The organism is Marinobacter sp. UBA2688 (assembly GCF_002352785.1).
In the GTDB taxonomy this organism is placed as follows: Bacteria; Pseudomonadota; Gammaproteobacteria; order Pseudomonadales; family Oleiphilaceae; genus Marinobacter; species Marinobacter salarius.
Genome location: NZ_DELU01000027.1, coordinates 46717 through 72842 on the forward strand (window position 1 = coordinate 46717; position 26126 = coordinate 72842).

Below are 26126 nucleotides of genomic sequence, written 5' to 3' on the forward strand. Positions count from 1 at the left end.
AAATTGACCCCATCAAATCAGCCCATAGTTGCTGTCCGCTAAACAACCGGATTTATCATGCACCGCTACGCCAGCTTCCTGCTGCTCGTTACCTGCTTCTTTCAATTCCCCGCAGCAATCGCTGCCATCGCTACCATCCCAACTACTCCGGTAACCACCGTGGAGCATGCCCTTGGTGAAGCAACCATCACGGGCCGGCCAGATCGCGTGATATCCCTGTATCAGGGCGCCACCGATACCGCTGTGGCGCTGGGGATCGAACCCATAGGCGTGGTGGAGTCCTGGACCGAAAAGCCGATGTATCAGTATCTGCGTGAAGACCTTCAGGGCGTGACCTATCTGGGACTTGAAACCCAGCCTGACCTGGAGCGCATCGCCTGGCTGTCGCCGGACCTGATTGTCGGCGCCAGAAACCGGCATCGCACCGTCTACCCCCTGCTGGAGCGCATCGCGCCCACGGTCATACCGGGCGATGTCTACGACTTCAAGGCGCTGCTTACGATGATGGCAAAGGCCACCGGCCGCACGGCTCGCGGTGAGGAATTGCTGAAGCGCTGGCAGGAACGGGTTGCGGATTTCAGAACCCGCATCCGCCAAAAGCTGGGTGAACAGTGGCCTCAGGAGGTGGCAATCCTGAGCTTTCGGGCCGACCATGCCCGCATCTACTATGGCGGCTTCGCCCGCTCCGTGCTGGACGAGCTTGGCTTCTCCGCCCCAGCCTCCCATCGCCAGGAAAGCTGGGGCATAAAACTCACCAGCCAGGAAAGCATCCCGGCCATGGACGCCGAAGCCGTCTTCATCTTCATGGAGGACGATCCCGCCGTTCAGCGCACGTTCAACACCTGGTCCAGCCACCCCCTATGGAAAAACCTGAAGGCCGTGCGGCAAAACGACGTCTATCAGGTGGACCCGGTCACCTGGAACATGGGCGCTGGTATTATTGCCGCCAATCGGATGCTGGACGAACTCTACCAGCACTACGACCTTCACCAACCTGAACATCAGGGGTGCCCACGATGCTGACCACCCCACCGGCAAAAACGCTGGGCGCCATACTCTGCCTGGGACTGCTGCTGGCCGCGACGGTATCAAGCCTGATATTCGGACACATTCCTGTGTCACTGGAGATGCTGATCAACAGCCTGACGGACTACGATCCCGGATCCCTCGAACATCTGGTCATTCACTCGGAACGCTTTTCGCGAACCGTGACCTCCGTGGTCGTAGGTGCCGGCCTGGCCATTGCCGGAGCGCTGATGCAGACGCTGACCCGCAACCCACTGGCGTCACCCGGCATTCTCGGCATCAATGCCGGCGCCATGTTTTTCGTGGTTGTCGGCGCCACGCTGTTTTCGCTGACCTCGCCATCGCAACTGGTATGGGCCGCCTTTACCGGCGCCGCCACGGCCGCCGTGCTGGTGTATTTCCTGGGGCAGGAAGCCGGGCGCGGTGTTTCGCCCGTGCGCACGGTGCTCGCCGGCGTCGCGGTGACAGCGCTGTTTGTCTCCTTTGCCCAGGGGTTGCTGATCCTCAACCAGGACCGTTTCGAAAGCATCCTGTTCTGGCTGGCGGGTTCCGTTTCAGGGCGCGACCTGGATGCGATAGCGCCATTGTTGCCGCTGTTCGGCGGCGCCCTGATCCTCGCGTTGCTATTGTCCCGGCAACTGAACCTGCTCGGGCTGGACGATGAGGTCATCCGCGGCCTGGGGCTCAGAGTAGGGCAGGTGCGATTGTTGATCGGTCTGGTGGTGATTGTCCTGGCAGGCACTTCGGTGGCCATGGCGGGGCTGATCGGCTTTGTCGGCCTGATCGTGCCACACATGGCTCGTGGCCTCTTTGGCACGGATCATCGCTGGCTGCTACCCCTGTCGGCCATTATTGGCGCCACGCTGCTGCTGGCAGCCGACACCCTCGCCAGGCTGGTGATACCACCCCAGGAGATTCCCGTGGGAGTCATGACAGCGCTGCTGGGCACACCGCTGTTCCTCCATCTCGCCCGACACGTGAGGAAAGTATCGTGAGCCGAACCCTGATACTTCGCTCCCGTAACGACCACTGGTCGATCAAACTCAATACCAGGGTTCTGGTGGTCACCAGTGTGCTCGCAGTGTTACTGGCTGTCAGCAGTGTTCTCGCGCTTACATCCGGCAGCCATCCCACCTCGGTTACAGACGTACTCGCCACCCTGGCCGCCCCGGATCAGTCAGAGCTGGCACTGATTATTCTGGAAATTCGCCTGCCCAGAATACTCATGGCCATACTGGTGGGCGCTGCTCTGGGCTCAGCCGGTCTCATCCTGCAAGGTCTGGTGAGAAACCCGCTGGCGTCACCGGATGTCATTGGCATCACCAGTGGGGCGTCGGCCGCAGCGGTGCTGTTTCTCTGGCTCGGAGGTGTCACCGGTACCTCGCTGTTACTGGCGCCCGTCGCCATGGGGGGCGCCTTTGCCGTGGCCCTGGGCATTACGGCCCTGGCCTGGCAGGGGGGGATCAGCCCCGCCAGGCTGGTGCTGGTGGGCGTCGGGCTGGCAGCCGGGCTGACCGCAGTGACCACCCTGCTGTTGGTCCTGAGCCCCGATGCCACCGCAATGAACGCCTATATCTGGCTCACTGGCAGCCTCTACGCCTCGCAGTGGCACGACGTCACCGCCCTGGCTCCCTGGCTGATGGTGTGCTGGCCCCTGGCGCTGATCAAGCTCAGACACCTCGATGCACAATCCATGGGGGAAGATATGGCGCTGGGCCTGGGTAGCGCCCTACAGGGCCATCGTTTGCTGTTCCTGATGCTGGCAGTGGCCCTCGCCGGCTCTGCCGTGGCCTATGCCGGGGCGGTCGGGTTCATCGGCCTGATTGCGCCACACATGGCGCGACAACTCGTCAACAGTGGCCACACGGGGCTGTTGCCCATCGCGGCGCTGGTCGGCGCGTTGATTCTTCTCTATGCGGACTGGGTGGGTCGGGTAGCGTTCATACCCAGGGATCTACCGGCCGGCATTTTCGTTGCGGGCATCGGTGCGCCCTTCTTCGTGTACCTGCTGTACCGACTCAGGCGGGAACTGGGGTGACAGTAAAAGCCCGGAGCACTGAGGCCCCGGGCTTTGGGATGCCGACTGCTCAGAAGTCGAGCTGATAACCAAGGGTGACGGTGCGGCCACGGCCCTGGAAATAGTACTCGTCACTCACCCGGGCAGACTGGGAGTAGTACGTGAAGTAGTCCTTATCCAGCAGGTTCTCGATGCCCAGGGAGAACTTCCCGGCACGGGTCCGGTAGGCCATAGAGCCATCCACCAACCCGTATCCGTCGAAGTCCAGGTCATCTCCTTCGATGTCCCGGTCCAGGAACTGGGTGAACTGAAGGTGGCTCGACAGCCTCTTCGTCCAGGCAGCTGACCAGCTCAGTTTCAGGGTTTCCGGCGCAATATTGATGCCGCTCAGCTCAGTGTCTACATCGCCATCACCGTCGGTGTCGGACTCACCATCCGCATAGGTGTAGGAAAACGCCAGGTTATGCGCGTCGTTCAGGTCCGCATCGGCGGTGACTTCCACGCCCTGGATTTCGGTTTTTTCACGCTTGCCGACCCAGGTGCCATTCACTTCGGTCAGGCGCTCACCAAAGTCAGAATCCGACTCGTAATAACTCACCTCCAGATGGTAACGGTCCCAGTCAAAACGACCACCGATCTCACGGTTATCGGTTACGATCGGCTCCAGCACCAGCAGGTTGTCAACATCCTGACCTTCGTCGCTGATTCCGCGTAGTACACGGCCAACATCTGGCATGCCAAACCCTTCGGAATAGTTGGCAAACAGTTGCACATGATCCGTCGCCTGATAGACAACACCCGCATTGAACAGGGTTTCGTTGAAATCCGGATTGCCACCCTGGACGGTGACGTTGTCCTGGGTGACATTGCTACGGTCGATGGTGTTGTAGGTATCAACCTTAAGCTCCGCATGTTCATAGCGGACACCGGTGTGCAGGGTCAAACGGTCGGTGGCTGCAACATCGCCCTGCAGGAAGGCTGCGTAGTTGCGGAACTGCGATTTGGGTACGTAGGTACGCCCGGTTTCCACCAGCGTCTGGCGGGTTTCATCCTGAAGAACATCCAGGCCCGTTGTCAGGGTCAGGTAATCGTTCAGCAGGCCGTCGCGGGTGAGGGTGAACTTGGCGCCCACCTTGTCGGATTCGTTGCGGGTCTGGTCGAGCTGATCGTTGCCATTGGCGTCCACATAGGGGAAGAACGGCGTGGTGGCAAACCGGGCCCGGAAGGTCTGGCTGTATAGCTGGGTATCCACCTGGTTGCCCAGCCAGTCGCCGTGCGAGTAGGAAAGACGAGCGGTGGTAACCTCATTTTCTCCGGGCTTACCGTCAATGATGCCCGGGCGTGCGGTTGTGGGCACGCCGCGGTCACGGTCTCCAGGTTGTGGCTTTACCGGTACGTATCCACCCTTGCCTTCAAGTTGAAAACGGTTGATGAAAAATTCCACGTTCTGGTCATCGTCCAGCCAGTAACCCAGCTTGGCCAATACGTCATAGCTTTCGGTGTTCTGGAGTTCACCGGGATAAGCCACACCGATCAAGCGATCCTCACCGTCGTAGAACACACCGCGCTCCTGAATGTTCCCGCCCAGAAGATAGTCCCAGCGGCCCTGCTGACCGCTGATCCGGTAGCCCACTTTGTAACCCTGGCCATCGGAGTCCACGTTGTCGTCACTGGTCACGCTGGCCGACACAGACTGGGAAACCTCACCGCTGTCGGGCCTGCGAGTTACAAAATTGATGATGCCACCCGTCGCACCCAGGCCGTGCTCAGCACTGGCACCGTGGATTACTTCGATACGTTCGACCATATCCAGATCGATGGTGTAGCTGTCCCGCGCGCTGTCCCGCAGTGGATTGCTCTGCGGCACACCGTCCACCAGGAACAGGGGTGACCGGCCCCGGAAGGTTTCACCGGCGTTGGACAGTTTCTGACGGCCCGGAGAGTAGGAAGGAATCAGGTTGCTCAGCACCTGGCCGGGGTCATTGGAAATCGCCTGCTGTTGTTCGATCTGCTCGCGGGTAATGATGGTTGTCTTCTGCGGAGTCTCTCCCGCTGTGCTTTTGTTGCGGGTGGCCGTGATAACCAGGTCCGGTAACGCTTTGGCGTTGTCGCCGGATTGGGTATTGGACGAAGATTGCGCCAGTGCAGAACCGTGAACAGCCGCTATGGCCAGCGCCAGCAGCAGGGGACGTGACTCCGGAGTTTTCATAGACAAATCTCGAATGGTTAATGCATTTTGCCCGCACCTTCAGGATGACAGACATTACCTCATGTTAACGAGGTGCAAATGCTAACAATTCTCATTGTCTAAATCAAAACCATCAGTTCTTACAACGAGAGGCGCTCGACGGCCAGCCGGGAAACGGCATTCAACTCTGCCCCGTCCGACGTTGCATAATCGCTGATCTGCTGTTTCATACTCCGGGCCCAGAACTTCCTGATGTGGGTGGCGACCACCTCCGCCGCCTCGCCCTCATCGCCATGATGGAGGTTGTTATCACTGATCTGGTTGATCATCTTGATCAGGTTCCGCAACTGCTGGTCACTCATGCTCGCGTTCCTCGGAAGGTTGGCCACTGTCGCCCCGATTGTAGATGACATGCCGCCCAGGGCGGGCGAACCCGATCAGGGTCATGCCGGCCGTTCGCGCTTCCCGGACCGCCAGTGCCGTGGCCGCAGAGACAGCCACCAGGCAACCGATACCGACACTGGCACTTTTCTGCACCATCTCGAAGCTGGCGCGACTGGAAACCAGTGCAAAGCCATCGTCGAAGGCCGACTCGCCCTTCTTGTGTATCCGTGCGCCGATCAGTTTATCGAGTGCGTTATGACGGCCGACATCTTCCCGAACCAGTTCGATGCGGCCCTGGCTATCGCACCAGGCTGCACCGTGGGTGGCGCCGGTCTGTTCCTGCAGGGGCTGGTAGTGCCGAAGGCTGCTCAGAGCGCGCTGAACGTCTTCATCATCCGGTATCGGGCGAAGCGGCACGCGTGGGATCGCCCGGACCGCATGGGCCAGGGATTCGGTGCCGCATAGCCCGCAGCCGGTTCGTCCGGTCATATTCCGTCGCTGTTGGCGCAAACGGGCAAAACAGTCGCCGGCGATGTGCATCTCGATAGCGATGCCCTCGTCGACGGCATGTACGTTCAGGTTAAACAACTGCCCGGGGCTGTCGATAATGCCTTCGGTCAGACTGAAACCCAGTGCAAAATCCTCCAGATCACAAGGCGATGCCATCATTACCGCATGGGATATGCCGTTATAAACCATCGCCACCGGCACCTCTTCGGCGACACTATCCTGACCGGGGGCGCCCTCAATGCCCCCATGAACCTCCACCGGGAGGTCACAGGACGCTGGCGCACCCTTCTCAGGGTCCGGCCCCATCACTGGCATGACTGCCAGCTCCGGGTTATTTGAGTGCCGTGGCATCGGGTTGCTCCATATGGCTGGCCGACGGTTCCAACAACCCTTGCTGGCGCTGGTCAAACTGCTCGAAGTGGCGTTGCCATTCCGACGGCTGCGAGACCTTCTCCACCTGCACCGCAGTCACCTTGTATTCCGGGCAGTTGGTGGCCCAGTCAGAACTGTCGGTGGTAATCACATTGGCACCGCTGCCCGGGTGGTGGAAGGTGGTGTACACCACCCCCGGCAACATGCGATCACTGATTCTTGCCCGCAGGACCGTCTGGCCCACACGGCTGGTGATGCCCAGCCAGTCGCCCTCGCGGATGCCCCGGAGTTCGGCATCGCTGGGATGAACTTCCAGTACATCCTCCTGATGCCACTGGCTGTTCTCGGTGCGTCGGGTCTGGGCACCGACATTGTACTGGCTCAGGATGCGACCGGTGGTCAGCAACAGCGGGAACTTGCGATTGGTTTTTTCCTCGCTGGCAACATACTCGGTGACCGCAAACTTGCCCTTGCCGATCGGGAAATCGAGGGTGTGCATGGTGGGCGTGCCGTCGGGATGCTCGTCGTTACAGGGCCACTGGATGCTGCCCAGTTCGTCCAACTTGTCGTAACTGACACCGGTAAACGTCGGCGTCAGCCGGGCGATCTCATCCATGATATCGGACGGATGACGGTACTGCATCGGATAGCCCAGCGCGTTCGACAATGCCATGGTGACTTCCCAGTCTTCCATGCCCGCCACCGGCGCCATCACTTTACGCACCCGGTTAATGCGGCGCTCGGCGTTGGTGAAAGTGCCGTTCTTTTCCAGGAACGTCGAACCCGGCAGCAGCACATGGGCGTACTTGGCGGTTTCGTTGAGGAAGATGTCCTGCACGATCAGGCAATCCAGCGAACTGAGCGCGGCTTCCACATGCTGGGTATTGGGATCGGACTGGGCAATGTCCTCGCCCTGCACATACATAGCCTTGAAGCTGCCGGCGATGGCGGCATCAAACATGTTGGGAATCCGCAGGCCCGGCTCATCGTCAATGGCCACATTCCAGGCCTCCTGAAACCTGGCTCGAACGGCCGGGTCGCCCACATGCTGATAGCCCGGCAGTTCGTGGGGGAAGGAGCCCATGTCGCAGGAACCCTGAACGTTGTTCTGCCCCCGTAACGGATTCACGCCAACGCCTTCACGGCCGATGTTGCCGGTGGCCATGGCCAGGTTGGCAATGCCCATCACCATGGTGGAGCCCTGGCTGTGCTCGGTGACCCCGAGGCCGTAATAGATGGCGCCATTACCCGCTTCACCATAGGCCCGCGCGGCCTGGCGTACCAGGTCGGCAGACACCCCCGTGACCGCCTCGAGGGCTTCCGGAGAGTGTCGCTCCTCGGCAATGAATTCCCGCCATTGTTTGTACTGCGCGGGCTCACACCGGCTTTCGATGAACGTTTTGTCTTCCAGGCCCTCGGTCACAATCACATGGGCCAGGGAATTGATCATCGCCACGTTGGTGCCCGGGCGTAGCGGCAGGTGAATGCCTTCGGTGCCGTGAGGTGTTTTCAGCAGGTCGATGCGGCGTGGATCGATCACAATCAGCTTCGCGCCCTGGCGCAGCCGCTTGCGCATCTGGGAGGCGAACACCGGGTGTGCATCGGTAGGGTTGGCACCGATTACCACGATGGTGTCGGCCTTCATCACCGAATCAAAGGTCTGTGTTCCCGCGGACTCGCCCATGGTGGTCTTCAGACCAAAGCCGGTGGGGGAATGGCAGACCCGCGCACAGGTATCGGTGTTGTTGTTGCCGAACGCGGCGCGGATCAGCTTCTGCACCAGATAGGTTTCCTCATTGGTGCAGCGTGAGGAGGTGATACCACCGATGCTTTCCCGGCCATATCTGGCCTGGGTGTCCTTGAGCTTTCTGGCGGAGAACTCGATGGCCTCCTCCCAGGACACCACTTTCCAGGGGTCGTTGATGGAGTCCCGGATCATCGGCTCCTTGATGCGGTCCTTGTGGGTGGCATAGCCAAAGGCAAAGCGGCCTTTCACGCAGGAGTGACCGTGGTTGGCATCGCCGCCCTTGTAGGGAACCATGCGCACCAGCTGGTCGCCTTTCATCTCCGCCTTGAACGAGCAGCCCACGCCACAGTATGCACAGGTGGTGACCACGCTGTGCTCGGGCTGGCCGGCGTCGATCACGCTCTTTTCCATCAATGTGGAGGTGGGGCAGGCCTGCACGCAGGCGCCGCAGGACACGCACTCGGAATCCATGAACGGATCGTTCTGGCCCGCAGATACCTTGGAGTCGAAGCCGCGGCCGTCAATGGTCAGGGCAAAGGTGCCCTGCACTTCCTCGCAGGCACGCACGCAACGTGAGCAGACAATGCACTTGCTGGGGTCGAAGCTGAAGTAGGGGTTGGAATCGTCCACTTCCACGTCCAGGTGGTTCTCGCCCTCAAAACCGTAGCGCACTTCCCGCAAACCCACGGCGCCGGCCACGTCCTGCAGTTCACAGTCGCCGTTGGCCGGGCAGGTCAGGCAGTCCAGCGGGTGGTCGGAAATATACAGCTCCATGATGTTGCGCCGGAGCTTGGCCAGCTTGCCGTTCTGGGTAGTGACGGCCATGCCCTCGGACACCGGCGTGGTACAGGAGGCCGGATAGCCGCGGCGGCCCTCGATCTCCACCGCGCACAGGCGACAGGAACCGAAGGCTTCGAGGTTGTCCGATGCGCACAGCTTGGGAATGTTGATACCCGCCAGGGTGGCTGCCCGCAGCACCGAAGTGCCTTCGGGCACTGCGATATCGGTGCCGTCAATGGACAGGCTAACCAGGGTTTCGGAGGTGCTGGGCTGCGTACCATAGTCGATATCGGGGTTCAGGCCGCCTGTACCTCGATTACCCGTACCTCGATTTAAAGTGCCCGGATCAAAATATTGCAACATCGTTATTGCCTCCACTCGCGTCGGTCAGGCTGTCAGGTCGTCCGGAAAATGTGTCATCACGCTCTGTACCGGGAACGGGGTCATGCCCCCCATTGCGCAAAGGGAACCGTCGACCATGGTCTCGCACAGCTCTTCCAGCAGAACCAGATTGGCCTCACGGTTCTCACCGGCGCGTATCCGGTCAATCACCTCCACACCACGTACCGATCCAATCCGGCAGGGCGTGCATTTGCCGCAGGACTCCACGGTGCAGAACTCCATGGCGAACCGGGCCTGCTCTCCCATGTCCACGGTGTCGTCAAAAACCACCACGCCGCCATGGCCGATACCCGCGCCAAGCTGGCCGAAGGCCTCGTAATCCATGGGCGTGTTCCACTGATTTTCCGGCATATACGCCATTAGCGGGCCGCCCACCTGGACGGCTTTCATGGGTCGGCCCGAGAAGGTGCCGCCACCGAAATCTTCGAGGATCTCCCGTAAACTAACGCCAAAGGCCAACTCGATCAGGCCACCCTGGCGGATGTTGCCCGCCAACTGGATCGGCAGGGTGCCCCGTGACTTGCCCATGCCGTAGTCCGCATAGGCCTGGCCACCCTGAGCCAGAATGAACGGCACAGCGGCAAATGACAGTACGTTATTGACCACGGTAGGCTGGCCGAACAGCCCCTTGATCGCGGGCAGGGGCGGCTTTGCCCGAACCAGGCCGCGCTTGCCCTCCAGGCTTTCCAGCAGCGAGGTTTCCTCACCACAGATGTAGGCGCCCGCCGCCAGCCGCACTTCCAGATGGAAGGCACGACCGCTGCCCCGGACATCCTGGCCCAGATAGCCTTCGGCTTCGGCACGGCGGATCGCTTCATTCAGAATGCGGTGCGCCACCGGGTATTCCGAGCGCAGATAGATGAATCCCTGGGTCGCCCCCACCGCCAGCCCGGCAATAGTCATGCCTTCAATCAGCATGTAGGGGTCGCATTCCATGGCGAGCCGGTCTGCGAAGGTGCCGGAATCGCCCTCATCGGCGTTGCAGACGATGTACTTCTGCAGCTGCCAGGGCTCGTCATGCACCGTCTGCCACTTGATACCGGTGGGAAAGGCTGCGCCACCCCGACCACGGAGGCCGGAGGCTTTGACCTCGTCGACAATGCCCTGGGGCTCCACGCTGATCGCCGTTTCCAGGCCGTCAAAGCCGCCATGATCACGATAGTCGGTAATCGACAGCGGATCGGTGATGCCAATACGGGAAAAAGTCAGGCGTTGCTGGCGTTTCAGGTAGGGAATATCGGCCACCGGGCCAAGAAACAGAGGATGGTCGGGCGCACCATCGAACAACCCGGCCTCCACCAGCCCCTGAACGTCATCCGGTTCCACCGGGCCATAGCCGATCCGGCCGCTGGCCGTCTCGACTTCCACCATTGGTTCAAGCCAGAACAACCCTCGGGAACCGTTACGAACCAGTTCAATAGCCACACCCTGAACTCCGGCATGGTGTTCTATCAGTCTCGCCACGTCATCCGCCCCCATGGACAGGGCGGTGGTATCGCAGGGCACGTAGATTCTGGTTGCCATCATCGATGCTCCCGTGATCACCGGATGTCCAGCGCGGATGTGGTGAGCTTGTCCGCCAGGCGATCAAACTTCTGCGGCGTCATCCGACCGTGGATATCGTCATTCACGCGGATGGAAGGGGCACAGGCGCAGTTGCCCAGGCAGTAGACTGGCTCAAGGGTGAATTCGTTGTCGGCAGTGGTACCGTGATAGTCCACACCAAGGCGATCCTTGATGTGGGCTTCGAGCGCCCGGCCGCCCATGGACTGGCAGGCTTCCGCACGGCACACATGGATAACCTTGCTGCCCACCGGATGAGTGCGGAAATGGTGGTAGAAGCTGATCACACCATGGACTTCGGCACGGGTCTGCTGCAGCGCCTCAGCGATGATGGCCACGGCGCCCTCGGGGATGTAACCAATCCGGTTCTGGACGGCGTGCAGGATGGGGAGCAGGGCGCCAGGCTTGTGTTTCAGGGCGTCCACTTCCGCCCGGACCATGTCAGGTGTCCAGTCGCTGGCGTAAGCCATGGCGCCGAGTGATTGCTGATTCACCTCTGACATATGCATAATTGTTCCTATTATTTCTTGTTCTGTTACAGTATCTGAACAGTGATAGTCATACGCTACCACTCCATCATCGCCGACGGAATATGAATAGGAATGCATAAGAAAAGGCTGTCTATTTCCCCTGCCTGGGTCTTCCGAACCGATAACGGTGAGCTGTTCGAGCCGGTATTATTCCGCCTGCTCGAAACGATCCGAGACAGCGGCAAACTGACCGCGGCGGCAGAGGCGGCCGGCGTGTCTTACCGCCACGCCTGGAACCTGCTCAATCGCAGCTCCGATGTTTTCGGAATGCCACTGGTGATCATGCGCAAGGGGCACGGCACCGAGCTGTCCGCCCTGGGCGAGAAATTGCTGTGGGCAGATCAGCGGGTCAAAGCCCGGCTCGGGCCTCAGATCGACAGCATGGCGTCCGAATTTAACGACCAGATCCAGCAACTGCTGGCCGGTGAGCACCCGGTCCTTCGCCTTCACGCCAGTCATGGTTATGCCGTGGCCCTGCTCCCGGAGTTCTCAGATCGCGTTGAAGTCAACCTCCAATACCGCAACCCCGAAGAGGCACTGACCGCCCTCAATCGCGGCGAATGCGACCTGGCAAGCTTTCACTTTCCCACCTGCCCGGAACGGGCCCGGGAAATCATGGCCCATTACCAGCATCAGCTGGCCGGCAAACAATTCCGGCTGATTCGTTTTGTCACCCGGCGCGAAGGCCTGATGATGCGCAAAGACGCCCCGGTGAAGGTCCATAACCTGTCGGAACTGGCCGCTTCCGGGCTCCGTTTTATCGGCCGTGATCGCCATTCCGGCACCCGCATCCTGTTCAACCTTCTGCTACGTCAGGCGGGACTCACTGAAAAGAGCATCAACCGCTCGCCTCAGCACGAGTTCACACACACAGCCGTCGCTGCCTTTGTCGCGTCGGGAATGGCGGATGTAGGCTTCGGCGTGGAAGCGGCGGCCAGCCAGTTCAACCTTGATTTCGTGGAAATGGCCAGCGAGCACTACCTCCTGCTCTGCCATGAAGAGCGGCTGGGGCAGGACAACCTGTCGCACCTGATTGAGCTGATGCGCTCGCAGGCCTTTATCGATCGGATCGAACACCTTCCCGGCTATGAGCCGGACAGTCCGGGAACCATCACCACCTTTGAACAGCTACTCGCAGGCACGGGCTGAACCGAGTCGAAAATCCCCGTAAATGGTCGCGCATAAAAAAGCCGGACGTCGGTCACCCGACATTCCGGCTTTCTTGCGGATGGCGCCTGTCTGTGGCTACTCAGTCTTTACGTAAATCCGGATTCAGCGTGTAGGTACCGGTCACCCGGGCGCTGGCCAGAACGTGACCTGCCATGGCTTCACGAACTGCGGCACCATCGAACTCACCATCCAGCCCCAGAGTTTCAACATCCAGCGCGTGCACTTCGTAGTGGTAATGATGGAGGATCTCATCGTTCCAGGGCGGACAGGGACCATCGTAACCGGCATAGGTTCCTGCCATGTCGGGATTGCCAGCCAGGAACTGGGTGTAGTTGTTCACGCCACGAATACCGATCGGGCCCGGACCGGGCTCCTTTCCCTTGGGAATCACACCATCGCTGTCCTCGCCCTCGGGGATGCGGGACGTGGCGGCCGGCACGTCCACCAGCAGCCAGTGGAAGAAATCCACCCGGGGAATGTCCTTCGACACGGTTTTGCCTTCCTGATTGACGTCGTCCGCCACGCTGGGCACGTCCGGGTCAAACATCATCACCACGAAACTCCTGGTGCCCTCCGGCGCGTCCTCCCAGACCAGTTCCGGGTTGCGGTTGGGGCCAAAGCTCATGTGGTCCTGTTCGCTGTAGACACCAAACGCGAATTTCTCCGGCACCGGCTGGCCTTCTTCAATACCTCGAACCTTGATTTTCACAGTCCTGTTCTCCTGTACCCTTGATGGTTTTGCTTACCTGATAGCACGGTTTTAACAGTGGCGTTGTGGGTCTGTCCAGATCCATACCGTACCCAAGTCCAATTCTTGGCTGGCTCCAGGCGTGTTACGGTTGCCCAAGATTCGCTATGAAACCAGAGGAAAACCATGAGCCACGACAAGCCAACCAGGCCCCAGAACCCCGACAATCAACAGGACGAAGACGCCATTGCTTTCGCCCAGGGGTTGTTCGAACTGGCCCGGAATGGTGGTGCCGGCCCCCTCAGCGTGATGCTCAACGCCGGCGTACCCGTGGACATCCGCACCAACACCGGTGACAGCCTGCTGATGCTCGCCTGCAGCAACAGCCACAAAGACACCGCGCGCCTGCTGCTGGAACAGGGTGCCGACCCCAACCTGGCCAACGACCAGCTACAAACGCCCCTGGCCAGCGCGGTGTATCAGGGCAATACCGACATTGTAGACCTGCTGCTGACCTCCGGCGCCGACGTCGACCATCGCCCGGCAGGCGCCAAAACACCGCTGATGGTCGCCGCCATGTTCAATAGGGTGGATATGATTGGGCGTTTGCTGGAAGCAGGCGCGGATAAATCGTTGAAAGATGAGGATGGGCAAACGGCAGAGGATCTGGCCCGGACCATGGAAGCGAACGAGGCTATCGGGGCGTTGTCGTCGTAGCGGCAGAATCACGAACAAAACGCCTCAGCGTGACTTCGACCGTCACCGCCAGGGTTTCGAGTGTCTCGGCACGAACCCGCCCCTCCGCAGGCGCCCGGTAAAAATGCGGCGTCATCGCCAGCAGGTCGGCAATCGCCTCCTGGCTTTCCAAGGTCAGTGAATAACGAATCGTCTCTGTCCCCAGACTCAAAAAACCTTCAGGCACGTCAACAGCTGGCGGCTTTTCGGGTTTGAGCGACGGATAGATAATCTCCCGCAGTTCCCGCAGGTGATCGGGGCCAGCGTCGGCCTGGATCAGGATGCCGCCGGGTTTGAGCACACGGGCAAACTCACTGTAGACGGGAAAGCCAAACAGGCAGAGTACGCAATCCAGGCTGCCGTTCAACACCGGCAGGTTAGCGTTACTGCCGACCAGCCAACGGGGGCGCTTATCCTGCTTCGCGGCGGCCAGGGTCGCCCACTTGGAGATATCCACTCCCACCAGCGCAAGAGACCTCTCCGTATTTGCCGCTGCCAGTTGCCGGAGGTAATAGCCCTCTCCACACCCAGCGTCCAGGCAGGCCAGTGGTTTGGCATCGGCGGCTCCGGGCGCCACCGCTTTGTTCACGGCCTCGGCAATGGGCTGATAGAAACCGGCATTCAGGAAGCGCCGGCGCGCCGCCACCATGTCCTTGCTATCACCCGGGTCCAGCGAGCGCTTCTTCTGGACCGGCAGCAGGTGCAGGTAGCCCTGGCGGGCAACATCAAAACTGTGACCAGCCGGGCAACGCCAGCAGGTACCGGACTGGTTCAGGGGCTCACCGTCCAACGGGCAGGCCAGGGCGCTGAAGGTGTCCATGCTCACAGGCTCGCGGCCTCCGGCCCTGACGTGCGGCTTGAGAAGCGGCGGATAAATGCCCAGAATAACGACGCAGCGATCAGACAAGGGACGCCACCGTGAAGGGCGAGATTATCCATTACACCCGGGACGCACTCGGTGGCATTCTGGTGGTCGACTATCGCAAACATCGGGTGATGACCTTTGATTCGGTGTTTGAGCAAAGCAAGATAGATCGCCGCAGGCCCCATCTTCCCGTTCATGAGTACAGCCGCGCCATGCTGTTGCCAGTTGCCTTTGCACAGCCCGCACACGCCACGATTCTTGGCCTCGGCGGCGGCGTGATGGCCGGTGCGCTGTTGCACCTGCTGCCTGACTGCCAGGTACACGCGGTGGAATTGCGGCCCCGGGTGCTGGAGGTGGCCCGCGAATACTTCAGCCTGCCGCATTCCGCCAACCTGACAATGACCATCGGCGATGCCAGGGACGCCCTCGGCAAAGCGCCGGACGGTAGCAGCGACCTCATCCTGGCCGACATGTACAACTCCGACCGCATGAGCCCGGCCCAGGCCCAGCGGCAGTTTATCAGACAATGCAGCCGGGTACTTGGCGACGACGGCTGGCTCGCCATCAATTATCACCGCACGCCGGACATCAATGGTCCGTTGTTCCACCAGCTGCGCGCGGGGTTTGCAGTCCTCCTGCTGTTCAAGAGTAAAACCAACAACACGGTGATCTTCGCCAGCAAGCGCCCCTTTGAAGCCCTGCACACCAAAGACCCCACCCTGGTGGCGCTGGAAAACCGCCTGCCTATCGACTGGCGACGTTTAATGGGGCGGGTGATTCGCCTGAACTGATCGACCTCTGCTTTCCTTCTCAGCCTCCATTTCTCCTCACAAAGTAGCACCTGCCCGGCCCGGAGGTCGCATTGTGCCCGCATGGCAAATCTCTAGCATGGATCTGACCAACAACAAGAAATCGATGGAGAGAGACCATGCCCTTGCGGCTATTGCTGCTGTTGGTCCTAGCCTGTTTTCCCCTGGCGACGTATGGCGCCCTGGACGATGAGAAGCAGACGTTAATCCAGGAACTATTCCCCAAGGCCACAGACATTCGTGACCGGTTGCCGGACTACCCGGTGTACCCGGTGTATCAGCTTCAGGAGCTGATAGGCTACGCCTACGAATCCCGCGATATCAGTCCACTCCAGGGCTTTGCCGGGAAACCCGTCAGCATGTTGATCGGGCTCGACAGCCGCGGCCGCTTTACCGGCATTCGCATTCTCAACCATCACGAACCGGTGTTTCTTCATGGACTTGGCGAAGAGCCACTGTTCGAGTTCATCGACCAGTACGAGGGCCGCTCCCTCACCGAACAGATTGTTATTGACACGTCAGGCTCTCGCAGCGGCAAAAGCCCGGACGGCAACGTGGTGCATTTCGACGGCGTGAGTAAGGCCACGGTGTCCGTGCTGATCATCAACGACACGGTTCTGTCCTCGGCCCTCAAGGTGGCTCGAAAGAAGCTCGCCGGATTTACTCAGGAAGCGCCTACCCGGGCGAAAACCGATCTCTACCAACCGCTGTCGTGGGCGCAACTGTTCGAACGGGGGTACATCGGCCACTGGCGTATCAGCTCTGCGGCGATCGAACAGAAACTGGGCTCGCCCCTGGTGGATTATCCCGAGGCGTCGCAACCTGACCCTGGCGAGCCTTTCGCCGAGCTGTTTTTCGGCTACATCAACGCACCAATGGTGGGCCGCAATCTGTTGGGCGACGAAGGTTTCCAGCGGCTGAAAGAAAAGACGGGGCCAGACGCCCAGATACTGGCCGTCATGTCCCGCGGACTTTACCCACACCTACCGGATGACTTCACCCCAGGAAGCTCACCGGATCGCCTGGGATTGCAGCAAAATAGTCTGTCGCTGGACATTCGCGATATCAACGTGTTCGACCAGAACATACAGATCAACGCCGACGGCATGCCGGAGTTCGCCCGGACAACCCTGTTCCGGGTCGGCGGCAACGCAGGCTTCAATCCCGGTGCCGAAGCGACTCTGAAGCTGGGCGTCACATTGCGGAAGAATCACCTGGTTGCCGACAGCACCGAGCTGGAGATCCCGATGGCCTTTGCGCAGGAGCTGTTCGAAGCCGTCGAGGTGACACCTCGGCCAGAAGACAATCGCCAACCGGTGTGGATCGGGCTATGGAAGGAACGCTGGTTGACCATTTCCCTGTTGGTCCTCAGTCTCACCCTGTTGACGGTGTTCTTCGCCCGCCAGCGCACCCTGAGCCAATATCCGAAACTGGTGCATCGGTTCCGCTGGGGCTTTCTGTTCTTCACCCTGTTCTTTATCGGCTTCTATGCTCAGGGTCAGCTTTCGGTGGTGAATATCTACACCCTGTTCCTGGCCATCTGGGACGGTTTTTCACTCAACGTATTCCTGATGGACCCGGTGCTGTTTATCCTGTGGACCTACACCTTTATCAGCCTGTTTGTCTGGGGGCGCGGGCTGTTCTGTGGCTGGCTATGCCCCTTTGGCGCGTTGCAGGAGATGGCGGCCTGGTTGGGCGAGAAACTGAAGTTCCGCCAGGTGAAAGTACCGGAAAAATGGCATCGGCGGCTGATTCTATTGAAGTACCCGATACTCCTGGTGCTGGTGGGAACGGCGTTCTATTCACTGGAACTGGCGGAGAAGCTGGTGGAAGTGGAACCGTTCAAAACCGGCATCACGCTCATCTTCGTGCGTTATTGGCCGTTCGTGGCCTATGCCGTTGGCCTGCTGGTGGTGGGCATGTTCATCCACAAGTTCTACTGCCGCTACCTTTGCCCGCTCGGGGCCGGCCTGGCGGTTCTGGGCAAGCTGCGCCTGTTCAGTTGGCTCGACCGGGTGGAGCTGTGCGGCAAGCCTTGCCAGCACTGCAAGAACAGTTGCGGAATCAATGCGATCCATAAAGATGGCCGGATTGACTACAACGAATGCATCCAGTGCCTGGAGTGCGTGGTGATTCTGAAAGACCAGAGCCAATGCGTGGACAAGGTGCTGGAGAAGAAACGCCAGCGCCAGGCGCAAATACTGGCAACGGATGCGGGCTGAACCGCACCCGTAGCGTCAGGGAATCGTTCCGTTACTTCTTCTTTTCCCAGGCAAACTTCTGGAATGGCTCGTCAACCGGCGTTTCCGCAATGTGGTTGATGTAGTTGCTCATGACTTTCTGGGACAGCACCAGGATCACTTCCAGTACCTGACGATGCTTGTAGCCAGCACCATAGAACGCATCCAGGTCTTCCTTACCGACATTGCCTTTCTTGTGCATGACAGCCAGCGTGAACGTCCTCAGGGCTTCAAGCTTGTCACTGGGCAGTGGCGTCTCGTCGCGCAACGCGTTGATGATGTCGTCCGACACTTCCATCATCTTGGCGATTCCGGTGTGCGCCGGTACGCAGTAATGGCAGGCATTCTCTACGTTGATGGTCTGCCAGACAACGGTTTTCTCATCATTGTCAAAACTGCTTTCCAGCACCAACCGGTGCAAGGTCTGATAACCCTCAAGAGTTCCTGGTGCTTCTGCCATGATCCCGTGCAAACTGGGAATCATGCCAAAGCCCTTGACTGAATTTTCCAGAAGCGGTTTTGATTTTTCGGGCGCCGATTCGACATCGTGGATGGTGAAATCCGTCATAACACTCTCCTTTCGGTTAATATTGAGCGTTCATTCAATTACAGACCCACGGTAACTGTTTTTGAGCGATCACTCAAGTTATCATTACGAGGAATTAAATCACCCGTCGTTGGCAGGTACCCATGGCCAGAAACGCTCGTTACGATCGACAAATCGCGCTAGACAAAGCAATGAACCTGTTTTGGGAGCGGGGCTATGCCGGCGCTTCCATGAAGCAGATTGAGCAGGCTCTGGACATGCGCCCTGGCAGCATTTATGCAACCTTTGGCAGCAAGGATGGACTGTTCAGCGAAGCGCTGGCTGCCTATGCACAGAGAAGCGGGCTGGAACTGCGCGAGCACTTGGCTGGAAGTCCGTCGGTGATGGACGGGCTGCAAGAGCACCTTCGTTGCATCGCACGACAGGCCAGCCCCGGCGGCGAGTCGCCATCCCGCGCCTGCATGGTCGTTAAAACCCTGCTCGAAGCCAGTAACACCAATACGGCCATTGCAAACCAGGCGAACTCGATCCTGAGCGCTATTGAGCAGGCCCTGACTGAACTTCTGGAGCAGGCGAAACGCCAGGGCGAGCTGGCACCAGGAACCCATTGTGCCCGGCTGGCAAGACTGCTTCAGGCACAGATCATTGGCCTCCGGTCTTTTGCCCAGCGGGAGATCAGCTCTGAACAGGTCGCTGAGCTTGCCGAAGACATGGCAGCCATGCTCGATCACTATCGTGCCCGCCACTAGACCCCGCCCGCTCAGGGCCTGCCCCGGATATAGGTACTAACGGCGAATTGTCCCTGTCACAACAGTGCGTTAGCATTACCGCTCTGTGTCGTTGCCTTCCCCAGTGAGGACAGCCAAGGGTTTTTGACGAGAGTTCTTGGCTATCTTCACTTCAGGAACCCTTGTCATGGATAATCTGCATCACATCGTCGTCGTAGGCGGCGGCGCGGGCGGTCTTGAGCTGGCCACCCGCCTCGGTAACAAACTCGGAAAGAAACGCAAAGCCCGTATCACCCTGGTCGACGCCGGCCTGACCCACGTCTGGAAACCCCTGCTCCACGAAGTGGCCTCCGGCTCGCTTGATGCCAACGCCAACGAAATCAACTACCGGGCCCACGCACGCAAGCATCACTATGAATTCCAGCTCGGGCGCATGAACGGCCTGGATCACAACGCCAGGGAAGTGATCATCGCGCCATTCCACGATGAGGACGGCGGCGAAGTCGTGCCGGAACGCCGCATCGGTTATGACACCCTGGTGATTGCCGTGGGCAGTACAGCGAACGACTTCGGAACCCCCGGCGCCCAGGATCATTGCCTGTTCCTGGACAGCCTCAACCAGGCCCGGCGTTTCCACAACCTGATGCTTAACGCATTTTTGCGTAAAAACCACGATGCCCAATCCGGCAATGGCCATGAACTGCCCATCACCATCATTGGCGCCGGCGCAACCGGCGTTGAACTGGCAGCGGAACTGCGACTGGCTTCCAGGGAACTGCCAATATACGGCATGAACCACCTGCGGCCGGAGGATGTATCCATTACCGTTGTCGAAGCCGCTGACCGCATTCTGCCAGCGCTGCCAGCCCGGCTCTCCGAGGCTGCAACCCGCGAACTGGATCACCAGAATGTCAGGGTGATGACTGGCGAACCCGTCAGCGAAGTCCGCGATGGCGTGGTGGTGCTCAAAGACGGTACGGAAATCGCCTCGGAGATGACCATCTGGGCCGCCGGCATCAAGGCGCCTGCGTTCCTGGCAACACTGGACGGCCTGGAAACGAACCGTGGCAACCAGATCAAGGTGAAGCAAACCCTGGAGGCCACCACGGCTCCGGACATCTTTGCCTTTGGCGATTGCGCCGAGTGCCCCCAGCCCCAGTCAGAACGGCCCGTACCACCGCGTGCTCAATCCGCGCACCAGCAGGCGGACACTCTTTTCAAGACTCTGTGTCATCGACTGGAAGGCCGTGAGGCGGTTCCGTTTGTCTACAACGACCATGGTTCGCTGATCAATTTCAGCCGCTACACCACCGTGGGGAACCTGATGGGGAATCTCTCCGGTCGCAGTATGTACATCGAGGGCAAAGTCGCGCGCCTGTTTTACCTGTCGCTCTACCGCATGCACCAGGTCGCGCTGCACGGCGTCGTTCGAACCGGAATCATCTGGTTGATGGACCGGATAAGCCGGGCCATGCACCCGCGCCTGAAACTGCACTGATCCGCTCGTGACCCTGCTATCATCGAGACATATTCCCAGGCCGGAGCAGGAATGGATCCGCTAGTTACTCTGATCGGCGCTCTGATGCTGGTCATCAGCATCATGCTCAGCCCGCTGTCCAGCAGGCTGGGCATGCCGGTACTGCTGATTTTTCTCGTGGTCGGCATGATCATGGGGGAAGACGGTCCCGGTGGCATCCTCTTCGACGACTTCGAGCTGGCGTTCCTGATTGCCAACCTGGCGCTCGGCGTGATCCTGCTGGATGGCGGCATGCGCACCCGGGCAGAAACCTTTCGTGTCGGTCTCCGCCCGGCATTGGTACTCGCTTCCGTTGGCGTATTCCTGACCGCCTCCGGGGCCGGCCTGGTGGCCTGGTGGGTGTTTGACATGCACTGGCTGACAGCACTGCTGATTGGCGCCATTATCTCCTCCACCGATGCAGCGGCAGTGTTTTCACTGCTTCAGGGGCGCGGCCTTCATTTGAACGAACGGGTCAGTGCAACCCTGGAAATCGAGTCCGGCAGCAACGACCCGATGGCGATTTTCCTGACCCTGATGCTGGTCACCATGATTGAGGCAGGCGGAACATCCGAAGGCTGGATGGCGCTGATGATGCTGGTGAAGCAATTCGGCATTGGCGGTGCGGTAGGCGTCGCCGGCGGTTTTATCGTAGTGGAACTGGCCAATCGGGTTCGGCTGACCCCGTCGCTATACCCTTTGCTGGTGGTGGCCGCCGGCATCATGGTGTTCTCCGGCACCAACGCGCTCGGAGGCAGCGGTTTCCTGGCGATCTATCTGGCTGGTGTGGTGGTTGGCAACCGCCCGGTTCGAATGATGCCGATGATTCTCCAGGTTCACGATGGCCTGGCCTGGCTGGCCCAGCTATGCCTGTTCCTGATGCTGGGGTTGTTGGTCACGCCCTCGGAACTGTTGCCTCTCGCCGGGGGCGGTCTGGTCCTGGCGCTGGCGCTGATTTTCCTGATCCGGCCGCTGACGGTGATGGCGACACTCTGGCCGTTCGGCTTTAATCGACGCGAGCTGGGCTTTATCAGCTGGGTTGGTTTGCGAGGCGCCGTGCCCATTGTGCTGGCGTTATTCCCGATCATCGCCGGGCTGCCGGAGGCGCAGCTCATCTTCCATGTCGCCTTCTTCATCGTACTGGTGTCGCTGGTGGTTCAGGGGACCACCATGGCGCCACTGGCCAGGAAGCTGCGACTGGAAGTCCCCGCCGGTGAAGATCCCTACCGCCGCCTGCCCCTCGATGTCCCGGCCGCCGGGGATCACGAACTGATGCTGTTTCCGCTCCGGGGCGGCGCCTGGGAGTCACCCAGACCCCTGGGCCAGCTCCGGTTACCGGACAACACGGCCATTGCTGGCGTTTTCCGCAAACGGACGTGTTATCAGCCGAGCCCGGATATGGAAGTCGCCAGCGGCGATGTACTGGCAATGTTTGCAACGCCAGCGATGCTGTCCGAGCTGGGCAAAGCCCTCAGCGGTCGCCATGCCCCCAAATACCTCGCCGAGCGCGCCTTCTTTGGCGACTTCGTGCTTAATGGTGATGCTCTGCTGGGGGATGTGGAGCAGGTCTACGGCATCGAGTTTGACCAGTTGCCCCCAGAATTGTCCCTGGCGGAGTGCTTTGCACGGCGCACCAAAGGGCATCCGGTGGTGGGCGACAAGGTGGTACTGGGCCCCGTTACCCTGGTCGCAAGGGCAACCGAGGCCGACCGGGTGACGAAGGTAGGCCTGAAAATGGACAACCAATAAAAATCTTTAACAAAAACACTCAAAACCCTGGTTCGATTAACAAAAGTCCTGTGCTATAAAGTGTACAAAGATTAATCATTGACTCCTTATGCTACTGAAAATGTCGATTTCACTCTCCGGCACCGGCCGGTCCTCAGTTGCCATTGCCAGCTTTCTGGCCTTTGCTTTCTCGTTGTTGCTGGCGCCCCTATCTCCGCTATCGGCATCGGAGCTGCCGATGGGTGCCATGGATGAAACGCCGGAAGTCAGCGAGGTTCTGGTTCGCAAGGAAGAGCGCAGGCTTTACCTGCTGTCCGGTGACCAGGTGGTGCGCAGCTACCGTATCGGGCTGGGCGACAACCCCTCGGGGCACAAGCTCTACGAAGGGGATAAGCGCACCCCCGAAGGTAAATATGTGCTGGATTGGCGGAACTCCAACAGCGATTTCTACAAATCCATCCACATTTCCTATCCCAATGCTGAAGACCGCGAGCAGGCTTCTGCCTGGGGGCTCGATCCCGGCGGTAGCATCATGATTCATGGTTTGCCAAACGAGGCCGGTGATATGGCATTCGCTTTCCTCGGATTGGACTGGACCGATGGCTGCATCGCCGTCAGTAACGAGGAAATGGACGAAATCTGGCAATTGGTGGCTGATGGTACGCCAATACGGATTGTCCCCTGACACTGATCCAATCCCCGCTTCATGCGTAGATTCTTGCTGCAATATTAAGTTGTTGTCATAACCTAGGAACTTTTACGTATCCTTAGTTAACATTTCTGTCTAGACTGATTTACACTGTTTGACGATGTCGTTGGCCAAACGCTAACGACCCCGTTTTGACAGAATGTCTGCACCAACGACTTCTGGAACGCAGGAAATAAAACGACCAATAAGGGGATATACAATGCGTAAACTGACGATCGCAGGGTTTGCACTGGCCACCGCACTGACCGCAGGTTGTGCGACAACCGACCAGGGCGCTCTCGACGAAGCAAATGCAACCGCTTCTTCCGCCGAGCAAACCGCTGAAAATGCACTGAACACCGCTAACAGCGCTTCCAGCGCTGCACGCTCCGCTCAGCGCACTGCTGACGAAGCACTGGCTGCCGCCAAGGCTGCCCAGAAGGCTGCTAACGAAGCCAACGAGCGCGCCAAGCGTATGCTCGAGCGTGCCAGCCAGAAGTAAGGCTGTTACGTAAAAAAGGCCGGGATTCGTCCCGGCCTTTTTTGTGGGCGCCTGGTAGCACTCATCAGGATTCGTCGTTATCGCTCTTCGGCTTCTGTGGTGAGGGCGTTTTGCTCATAAAGGCAGACATCATTTCCATCGGCAGCGGGAACACAATCGTGGAACTGTTGTTGGTGCTCATATCCGCCAGGGTTTGCATGTAGCGCAGCTGCATTGCTCCAGAGTTGGCGGACATAACTTCGGCCGCTTCAACCAGCTTTTTCGATGCCTGCAATTCGCCCTCCGCGTGAATCACCTTGGCACGACGCTCCCGCTCTGCCTCCGCCTGACGGGCAATGGCACGAATCATCGACTCGTTCAGGTCCACGTGCTTGATTTCAACGTTGGCGACCTTGATGCCCCATTCCTCGGTCTGGGCGTCGATAATACTCTGGATATCCGAATTCAGCTTGTCACGCTCTGAGAGCATTTCATCGAGATCATGCTTACCCAGTACCGAACGCAACGTCGTCTGGGCCAGTTGACTGGTAGCAGAGCCGAAATCCTCGACCCGTATAATCGCACGCTCAGGGTCGACCACCCGGAAATACAGCACGGCATTGACCCGCACGGTCACGTTATCTTTCGAGATAACGTCCTGGCTTGGCACGTCCAACGCAATAACGCGCAAATCCACGCGGGTTATCTGTTGGATACCTGGGATTACGATGATCAGGCCAGGCCCTTTGACACCCTGAAAGCGCCCCAGGAAGAAAACCACGCCACGCTCGTATTCCGGCAGAATCTTGATCGCCGACCCAAGAATCAGCAGGAGCACCACCGTGGGTGCGATATAGGGAATCAGGTCTGTGATGTTCATAAGGCCTCCTTCGTTGGCTTGATCGCCGGGTAACCTGTCAACATTCTCCAGGCCGGCGTCAGGGTTCCGCTTTGTCGGCTTCGACGTACACCGTCAAACCTTCCAATGCAGTCACCCTCAGCTTGTCACCGTTGCCTACTGGGGATTTACAGGCGGCATTCCAGCGTTCACCGCTCATGCGCACGTGCCCCCTGAAATACCCGTCGTCTTCCTGAAAGTCATCAAGTGCGGTCACTCTCTCGTGGACAATCTGTTCGCTTCCGCTGACCGGGTGCTTCCGGCGCAAGCCGATGAACTTGATGACGGTCCAGAGGATAAAGCCGGCCGCGACCAGTGCCGTGCCACCGATGGTGGGCAGTGAAATCTCCTGATGGCTGCCGTCCATCAGTATGATGGAACCGGCTACAAACGCGACAATCCCCCCTATGCCCAGTATGCCGAAGCTGGGCATAAAGGCCTCGCCGACAATGAAGGCAAGCCCCAACAGAATCAGCGCCAGGCCCGCGTAATTGACGGACAGCACCTGGAAGGCAAACAGTGCGAGGATCAGGCAGATAGCGCCAATCACACCCGGGAATATCGCCCCGGGGTTGGATAATTCGAAGATAATGCCGTAGAAGCCGATGATCATCAGGAAGTAAGCGACATTCGGATTGGTGATCACCGATAGCAGTCGCGTGCGCCAGTCCGGGTCTGCTCGCGTCAATTCAATGTTCGCGGTGGCCAGCGTTTTCTCGCCATTGGCCATTTTCACGGTGCGCCCGTCGATCTGCTGCATCAGGCTGTCCATGTTGTCAGCCACCACATCGACCACGTTCTGCGCCAGTGCTTCTTCGGCGCCCAGGTTGACGGCTTCGCGCACTGCCTGCTCCGCCCAGTCGGCGTTGCGGCCATGTCGCTCCGCCAGGCCACGGATGTAGCTGACGGCATCTTCCAGAACCTTACGCTCCATGGCCGTGCCGCCTCGGCGTTTATCGGAGGCGTCATCCTGCGCCGATTCCTCGTTTCCGGCGCTTTCCTTGTCATCGGGATTGGCATCCCCGGCATCTTCTGCAGGCTTCTGTTCCTCGGAACCGGGCAGCCCGCCCATCTGGACCGGCGTGGCCGAACCCAGGTGGGTGGCCCCTGCCATGGCCGCCACGTGACTGCCATAGAGAATGTAGGTACCGGCGCTGGCGGCACGCGCCCCTGCCGGCGACACCCAGGTCACCACGGGTACCTCTGAAGAAAGGATTTCCTTGATGATACCGCGCATGGATTCCATCAGACCGCCAGGGGTATCCATCCGGATAACAAGCAACTCGGCACCTTCGGACTCGGCGCGGCGAATGCCACGCACCAGGTAGTCCATGGTGGCAGGGCCGATAGCCCCGTCGACGGTCAACACAAGACCTCTCGGAGCGTCATCCTGCTGGGCGATAACCGTATGGGACAGAGAGGCCAATGCCAGCACCAGGCCCAGCAGGAACACGGCCAGCCACCAGTGCAGGCGGCCGGAGGGATTGGATTGGTTGGGTCGGTTAGCGATCATC

Annotated in this window: 23 protein-coding genes; 12 read left to right on the top strand and 11 right to left on the bottom strand. The window is 59.6% G+C overall.

From position 1 onward, the window contains the following. Positions 1-57 precede the first annotated feature (57 nt). The 3 genes from B3M52_RS18055 to B3M52_RS18065 are packed head-to-tail and all read left to right on the top strand — an operon-like array spanning position 58 to position 3064. Complete coding sequence (locus tag B3M52_RS18055) at positions 58-1023, top strand: ABC transporter substrate-binding protein (RefSeq protein WP_075196342.1); 966 nt, start codon at positions 58-60, stop codon at positions 1021-1023. Then, the gene (locus B3M52_RS18060; protein WP_075196343.1) at positions 1017-2021 is read left to right on the top strand and encodes a FecCD family ABC transporter permease; all 1005 of its coding nucleotides are present in this window, start codon (positions 1017-1019) and stop codon (positions 2019-2021) included. Before B3M52_RS18055 ends, B3M52_RS18060 begins: the two co-directional genes overlap by 7 nt. Continuing rightward, positions 2018-3064: a FecCD family ABC transporter permease gene (locus B3M52_RS18065; RefSeq protein WP_075196344.1), complete on the top strand. Its 1047-nt coding sequence runs from the start codon at positions 2018-2020 to the stop codon at positions 3062-3064. Before B3M52_RS18060 ends, B3M52_RS18065 begins: the two co-directional genes overlap by 4 nt. A gap of 49 nt (positions 3065-3113) precedes the next feature. Here the strand turns inward: B3M52_RS18065 and B3M52_RS18070 are convergent, their stop codons facing one another. From B3M52_RS18070 to B3M52_RS18095, 6 genes are all read right to left on the bottom strand, one after another. Continuing rightward, a complete protein-coding gene (locus B3M52_RS18070; RefSeq protein ID WP_075196345.1) occupies positions 3114-5252 on the bottom strand; it encodes a TonB-dependent receptor in 2139 nt (712 codons plus the stop codon). 119 nt (positions 5253-5371) lie between these two features. After that, a complete protein-coding gene (locus B3M52_RS18075; protein WP_075196346.1) occupies positions 5372-5593 on the bottom strand; it encodes a formate dehydrogenase subunit delta in 222 nt (73 codons plus the stop codon). Then, positions 5586-6476 carry a formate dehydrogenase accessory sulfurtransferase FdhD gene (fdhD, locus tag B3M52_RS18080; RefSeq protein WP_083637256.1) on the bottom strand — a complete coding sequence of 297 codons (891 nt, stop codon included), beginning with the start codon at positions 6474-6476 and terminating at the stop codon, positions 5586-5588. The genes B3M52_RS18075 and fdhD overlap by 8 nt, the downstream gene beginning before the upstream one ends. Beyond that, positions 6457-9387 carry a formate dehydrogenase subunit alpha gene (fdhF, locus tag B3M52_RS18085; RefSeq protein WP_151983088.1) on the bottom strand — a complete coding sequence of 977 codons (2931 nt, stop codon included), beginning with the start codon at positions 9385-9387 and terminating at the stop codon, positions 6457-6459. The genes fdhD and fdhF overlap by 20 nt, the downstream gene beginning before the upstream one ends. Before the next feature lie 24 nt (positions 9388-9411). Continuing rightward, positions 9412-10950 (bottom strand): formate dehydrogenase beta subunit, encoded by a 1539-nt coding sequence (locus B3M52_RS18090; protein ID WP_075196438.1) that lies wholly within the window; start codon positions 10948-10950, stop codon positions 9412-9414. Between the two features lie 17 nt (positions 10951-10967). Continuing rightward, a complete protein-coding gene (locus B3M52_RS18095; protein ID WP_075196439.1) occupies positions 10968-11459 on the bottom strand; it encodes a formate dehydrogenase subunit gamma in 492 nt (163 codons plus the stop codon). 132 nt (positions 11460-11591) lie between these two features. Between B3M52_RS18095 and B3M52_RS18100 the strand changes: the two genes are divergently transcribed. After that, the gene (locus tag B3M52_RS18100; RefSeq protein ID WP_075196349.1) at positions 11592-12668 is read left to right on the top strand and encodes a substrate-binding domain-containing protein; all 1077 of its coding nucleotides are present in this window, start codon (positions 11592-11594) and stop codon (positions 12666-12668) included. 100 nt (positions 12669-12768) lie between these two features. On the opposite strand, the gene B3M52_RS18105 is transcribed toward B3M52_RS18100, so the two are convergent. Continuing rightward, positions 12769-13398, bottom strand: a complete 630-nt coding sequence (locus B3M52_RS18105) for a YbhB/YbcL family Raf kinase inhibitor-like protein (protein WP_036207624.1) — start codon at positions 13396-13398, stop codon at positions 12769-12771. Positions 13399-13563: 165 nt separating this feature from the next. Between B3M52_RS18105 and B3M52_RS18110 the strand changes: the two genes are divergently transcribed. Beyond that, complete coding sequence (locus tag B3M52_RS18110) at positions 13564-14094, top strand: ankyrin repeat domain-containing protein (RefSeq protein ID WP_075196350.1); 531 nt, start codon at positions 13564-13566, stop codon at positions 14092-14094. Here B3M52_RS18110 and B3M52_RS18115 read toward each other — a convergent pair. Continuing rightward, positions 14072-15019 (bottom strand): putative RNA methyltransferase, encoded by a 948-nt coding sequence (locus B3M52_RS18115; RefSeq protein WP_227662328.1) that lies wholly within the window; start codon positions 15017-15019, stop codon positions 14072-14074. The two genes, B3M52_RS18110 and B3M52_RS18115, sit on opposite strands and share 23 nt — an antisense overlap. 11 nt (positions 15020-15030) lie before the next feature. Here B3M52_RS18115 and B3M52_RS18120 point away from each other — a divergent pair, with 11 nt between their 5' ends. Continuing rightward, positions 15031-15768 carry a spermidine synthase gene (locus B3M52_RS18120; RefSeq protein ID WP_075196351.1) on the top strand — a complete coding sequence of 246 codons (738 nt, stop codon included), beginning with the start codon at positions 15031-15033 and terminating at the stop codon, positions 15766-15768. Between the two features lie 137 nt (positions 15769-15905). Then, complete coding sequence (locus B3M52_RS18125) at positions 15906-18008, top strand: NosR/NirI family protein (protein ID WP_075196352.1); 2103 nt, start codon at positions 15906-15908, stop codon at positions 18006-18008. 31 nt (positions 18009-18039) lie between these two features. Here B3M52_RS18125 and B3M52_RS18130 read toward each other — a convergent pair whose 3' ends face one another. Further along, the gene (locus B3M52_RS18130; protein ID WP_075196353.1) at positions 18040-18594 is read right to left on the bottom strand and encodes a carboxymuconolactone decarboxylase family protein; all 555 of its coding nucleotides are present in this window, start codon (positions 18592-18594) and stop codon (positions 18040-18042) included. A gap of 122 nt (positions 18595-18716) precedes the next feature. Here B3M52_RS18130 and B3M52_RS18135 point away from each other — a divergent pair, with 122 nt between their 5' ends. From B3M52_RS18135 to B3M52_RS18155, 5 genes are all read left to right on the top strand, one after another. Beyond that, on the top strand, positions 18717-19322 hold the full coding sequence (locus B3M52_RS18135) for a TetR/AcrR family transcriptional regulator (RefSeq protein WP_036207639.1): 606 nt from the start codon (positions 18717-18719) through the stop codon (positions 19320-19322). A 166-nt stretch (positions 19323-19488) separates the two neighbouring features. Next, positions 19489-20799 carry an NAD(P)/FAD-dependent oxidoreductase gene (locus B3M52_RS18140; RefSeq protein ID WP_036207642.1) on the top strand — a complete coding sequence of 437 codons (1311 nt, stop codon included), beginning with the start codon at positions 19489-19491 and terminating at the stop codon, positions 20797-20799. 51 nt (positions 20800-20850) lie between these two features. Next, complete coding sequence (locus tag B3M52_RS18145) at positions 20851-22566, top strand: potassium/proton antiporter (protein WP_041332786.1); 1716 nt, start codon at positions 20851-20853, stop codon at positions 22564-22566. Positions 22567-22783: 217 nt separating this feature from the next. Beyond that, positions 22784-23230 carry a L,D-transpeptidase family protein gene (locus B3M52_RS18150; RefSeq protein ID WP_226910032.1) on the top strand — a complete coding sequence of 149 codons (447 nt, stop codon included), beginning with the start codon at positions 22784-22786 and terminating at the stop codon, positions 23228-23230. 223 nt (positions 23231-23453) lie between these two features. Then, positions 23454-23735 carry an Lpp/OprI family alanine-zipper lipoprotein gene (locus tag B3M52_RS18155; protein ID WP_007154661.1) on the top strand — a complete coding sequence of 94 codons (282 nt, stop codon included), beginning with the start codon at positions 23454-23456 and terminating at the stop codon, positions 23733-23735. A gap of 64 nt (positions 23736-23799) precedes the next feature. Here B3M52_RS18155 and B3M52_RS18160 read toward each other — a convergent pair whose 3' ends face one another. Both B3M52_RS18160 and B3M52_RS18165 read right to left on the bottom strand, forming a co-directional pair. Continuing rightward, positions 23800-24594, bottom strand: coding sequence for a slipin family protein (locus tag B3M52_RS18160; protein ID WP_041332783.1), 795 nt, complete (start codon positions 24592-24594; stop codon positions 23800-23802). A gap of 58 nt (positions 24595-24652) precedes the next feature. Beyond that, positions 24653-26125: an NfeD family protein gene (locus B3M52_RS18165; protein WP_075196354.1), complete on the bottom strand. Its 1473-nt coding sequence runs from the start codon at positions 26123-26125 to the stop codon at positions 24653-24655. Between the last annotated feature and the right edge of the window lies 1 nt (position 26126).